This window comes from Mesorhizobium sp. M7A.F.Ca.CA.004.12.1.1, from assembly GCF_003997835.1.
Taxonomy (GTDB): Bacteria; Pseudomonadota; Alphaproteobacteria; order Rhizobiales; family Rhizobiaceae; genus Mesorhizobium.
On sequence record NZ_RZRK01000706.1, the window covers coordinates 1 to 3,164 of the forward strand.

Here is a 3,164-nt window from a genome sequence, read left to right on the forward strand (position 1 = left end):
CGGTCGCCTCGCGGTCGATGATCCGGGTCGTCTTGACGCCAGGGAATTCCCCGGCGATCTGGGAGGCCTGGGTAAGGGCTGCTTCCATGTCGAGGCCGTCGACCGGCTTGATCTGGATGGTCGCCTCGCGCGAAATCTGGTTCTCCCAGACGGACGCTGTGTCGCGCACCAGCGTCACTGCGCCGAAAGTCAGGCAGGACAGGAAGGTCATGATGGCGATCACCAGGACCAGTGCCCGGCCAGCGATGTTCTGCGCCGGCACGATCGGCGCCATCCTGCGCTGGGCGCGGGGCTTTGCCTCGGTCGCCTCGGCGTCCTGCTCCCGTTCCACAAAATGTTCGGCGGACAGTTCAGTCATAGATGTCCAGCCTTCCGCCGGCCAGGATCATGCGGCGCGCGTCGACCTGTTCCATCAGGCCAAGGTCGTGGGTGGCGATCACCACCGCGGTGCCGAGCCGGTTGAGCTCGATGAACAGCCGCAGCAGGCGTCGCGCCAGAGGCGGATCGACATTGCCGGTCGGTTCGTCGGCGAGCAGGATTTCCGGCTGCTCGATCAGCGCCCGCGCGATCGCCGCGCGCTGCTTCTCGCCGCCGGACAGAACCGGCGGCAGCACGTGCATGCGCTCGCCCAGCCCGACCCACTTCAACAGTTCGGTGACATCGGTGCGGTAGCTCGCCTCCTCGCGCCCGCGCACGCGCAGCGGCAGCGCGACGTTCTCGTAGGTGGTCATGTGGTCGAGCAGGCGAAAATCCTGGAACACCACGCCGATGCGGCGGCGCAGATGCGGCAATTCGGTGCGCGAGATGCGCGAACGGTCCTTGCCAAAGATGGTGATCAGCCCGCGCGTCGGCTTCAGCGACATGAACAGCAGGCGCAGCAAGGTCGTCTTGCCGGCGCCCGAAGGCCCGCTGAGGAACTGGAAGGAGCGCTCCGGGATGTGCAGGGAGATGTCGCGGAGGATTTCCGGACCCATGCCATAGCGGAGGCCGACATTTTCGAAACGAATCAATTTCGACGACCTGAATTTCGGCACGGCGGCGAGCCGGCCTGTTCTGGGTAAAGACCATCGGCCGGCATGGTTAACCGGCGGTTAATTTCTGGGCTCTTTCGGCTCGTCACGAGGGCTCCGGTGGGGAAGCGTTAACCATTTGTGTTTACGCAAAAGAAACGAAAAGCGAACACGTGCTGCAATGCTGGGGCCATGATGGCTGACGATCGAACCGCGCGCCCGGTTTCCGGCGAAATCATGACCGATCCGGCGGCAATTGCCGCAGCGGACCGGTTCATGCGTGGTTCGGCCGCCGACATCGTCGATGCCGACTACGTGGTGATGCCGCGCCTTGCGCCTGCCGTGGAGAGCGTTTCGCCGCTGCCGCGCGCGATCGTCATGCCACCCGTCGCGGGCATGGACATGCTGCGCAAGCCCGAGGCCCCGCCGGAGCGGCTACCAGCCTCGCGCGGCGGGCCGATCTTCTGGGTCGCTGGTATCGGCGCTGCCTTGGCCGCGTTCTGGGTCTCCGGCGGGCACGCGCTGGTGCGCCAGGCGCCGTTCCTGTCCAGCGCGCAGGCGTCGGCGCTCAGCATTTCGGGCGTCACGTCACGCGTCGACGCTACCGGGCCGAACGCCGCACTGTTCGTCGATGGTGAGGCCGTCAATGATGGTGCGAAACCGACGGAGTTGCCGCCGCTCGAAATCCGGGTGACCGGCAATGACGGGCAGACTACCCGCTATACGTTGGGGACATCCGGCCGTTCGCTGGCGTCTGGCGAAAGATTCGGCTTTGCCAGCCGGCTCGACGTGCCTAGAAACGGTGTGAAGACCGTGTCGGTCACTTTCGCCGAATAGGCGATCACCGGGGAAGACCATCAATGCCCATCGTACGCGGCAAGGACATCGAGGTTCTGTTTTCAGCATCGGCGATCGCGCGGCGCAATCTCGAGCTCGCCAAGGAGATTGCCGGACACGACTATCACGATCTGCTGGTGATCTCGGTGCTGAAGGGCTCGTTTATCTTCGCCGCCGATCTTATCCGGGCCATGCACGATGTCGGCCTGTCGCCGGAGGTCGAATTCATCTTCATCTCCAGCTATGGCGCCGGCACCAGCAGCGGCGAGGTGAGGGTGCTGCGCGACATCGACAATGAGGTCGCCGGCCGCGACGTGCTGCTGATCGACGACATTCTCGAATCGGGGAAGACGCTGAGCTTTACCCGCGAGCTGATGTTGTCGCGGGGCGCCAAGAGCTGTTCGATCGCCGTGCTGCTCGACAAGCGCATGCGCCGCCAGACCGAGCTCAATGCCGATTATGTCGGCTTCGACTGCCCCGACTATTTCGTCGTTGGCTACGGCATGGATGTAGCCCATGCTTTTCGCGAGTTGCCGTTTGTCGGTGTCGTCAAAGGGGATGTCTGAGCGGCATCAAAAAGGTTTGCTGATGCTTAGAGCGGTTCGCCGCTTCACGAAAACGCCGAACCGCTCGAGTTTTTTGTTTTGACGCAATTCCCAAGGGAAAGCGCTGTGCGCTTTTCCCGGAAAATCGTCTCACACTTCTCCTGAATTGCTCGTGGGCTTTCAGGAAAAGTCAACTTTTGGCGGCCAAATATGCCGGCCATGGCAAAGCTTCTGATCGTCGAGGACGATGAGTCCGTCCGCACCCTGGCCGCCCGCGCGCTTGAACGCGCCGGGCACACAATCGATATCGCGGCGGACGGCGCGCAGGGGCTTTCGCTGATCCAGGCGGCGCGTGGCGGCTATGATCTCGTCGTCTCCGATATCCGCATGCCGGAGATGGACGGCATCGAGATGGCGATCGCGGCTGCTGCATTGTTTCCGTCGATCAAGATCGTGCTGATGACCGGCTATGCCGACCAGCGCGAGCGCGCCGAGGAATTGAACGGCATCATCCTCGATGTCGTGCAGAAGCCCTTCACGCTGGCCGAAATCCGTTCGCGAGTCGAGCGGGCGCTGATCTGCTTCGCCTGATCAGGCTGGGTCGGCGGCAGCGAGCACAGGTGGAACATTCTTGCGCCGTTCGGTGTTGAGCGCCAGCAGACCGGCGCCGATAATCAAGGCAGCGCCGATCACCGTCGTCGACCGCGGCACCTCGGCGAAGAACAGGAAACCCCACAGCGGCGACCACAGGATGCCGGTGTATTCGAAGGCT

Annotated in this window: 4 protein-coding genes and 2 pseudogenes; 3 read left to right on the forward strand and 3 right to left on the reverse strand. The window is 63.5% G+C overall.

The features are described from left to right. Both EN984_RS28055 and ftsE read right to left on the reverse strand, forming a co-directional pair. Positions 1 to 358, reverse strand: a pseudogene (locus tag EN984_RS28055) (ABC transporter permease); the annotation flags it as partial. Beyond that, positions 351 to 1,010 carry a cell division ATP-binding protein FtsE gene (gene ftsE / locus EN984_RS28060; protein ID WP_010911739.1) on the reverse strand — a complete coding sequence of 220 codons (660 nt, stop codon included), beginning with the start codon at positions 1,008 to 1,010 and terminating at the stop codon, positions 351 to 353. The pseudogene EN984_RS28055 and the gene ftsE, both read right to left, overlap by 8 nt. Positions 1,011 to 1,202: 192 nt before the next feature. Between ftsE and EN984_RS28065 the strand changes: the two genes are divergently transcribed. The 3 genes from EN984_RS28065 to EN984_RS28075 all read left to right on the forward strand — a co-directional run bounded on the left by EN984_RS28065 (position 1,203) and on the right by EN984_RS28075 (position 2,983). After that, positions 1,203 to 1,847 carry a hypothetical protein gene (locus EN984_RS28065; protein ID WP_127271081.1) on the forward strand — a complete coding sequence of 215 codons (645 nt, stop codon included), beginning with the start codon at positions 1,203 to 1,205 and terminating at the stop codon, positions 1,845 to 1,847. Positions 1,848 to 1,870: 23 nt separating this feature from the next. After that, positions 1,871 to 2,413, forward strand: coding sequence for a hypoxanthine phosphoribosyltransferase (gene hpt / locus EN984_RS28070; protein ID WP_023811104.1), 543 nt, complete (start codon positions 1,871 to 1,873; stop codon positions 2,411 to 2,413). Between the two features lie 198 nt (positions 2,414 to 2,611). Then, complete coding sequence (locus tag EN984_RS28075) at positions 2,612 to 2,983, forward strand: response regulator (protein ID WP_027038124.1); 372 nt, start codon at positions 2,612 to 2,614, stop codon at positions 2,981 to 2,983. On the opposite strand, the pseudogene EN984_RS28080 reads toward EN984_RS28075, so the two are convergent. Beyond that, positions 2,984 to 3,164, reverse strand: a pseudogene (locus EN984_RS28080) (EamA/RhaT family transporter); the annotation flags it as partial.

Coding starts and splice junctions, on each gene's coding strand:
- EN984_RS28065 (WP_127271081.1), top strand. CDS start 1,203: ATGATGGCTGACGATCGAACCGCGCGCCCGGTTTCCGGCGAAATCATG.
- hpt (WP_023811104.1), top strand. CDS start 1,871: ATGCCCATCGTACGCGGCAAGGACATCGAGGTTCTGTTTTCAGCATCG.
- EN984_RS28075 (WP_027038124.1), top strand. CDS start 2,612: ATGGCAAAGCTTCTGATCGTCGAGGACGATGAGTCCGTCCGCACCCTG.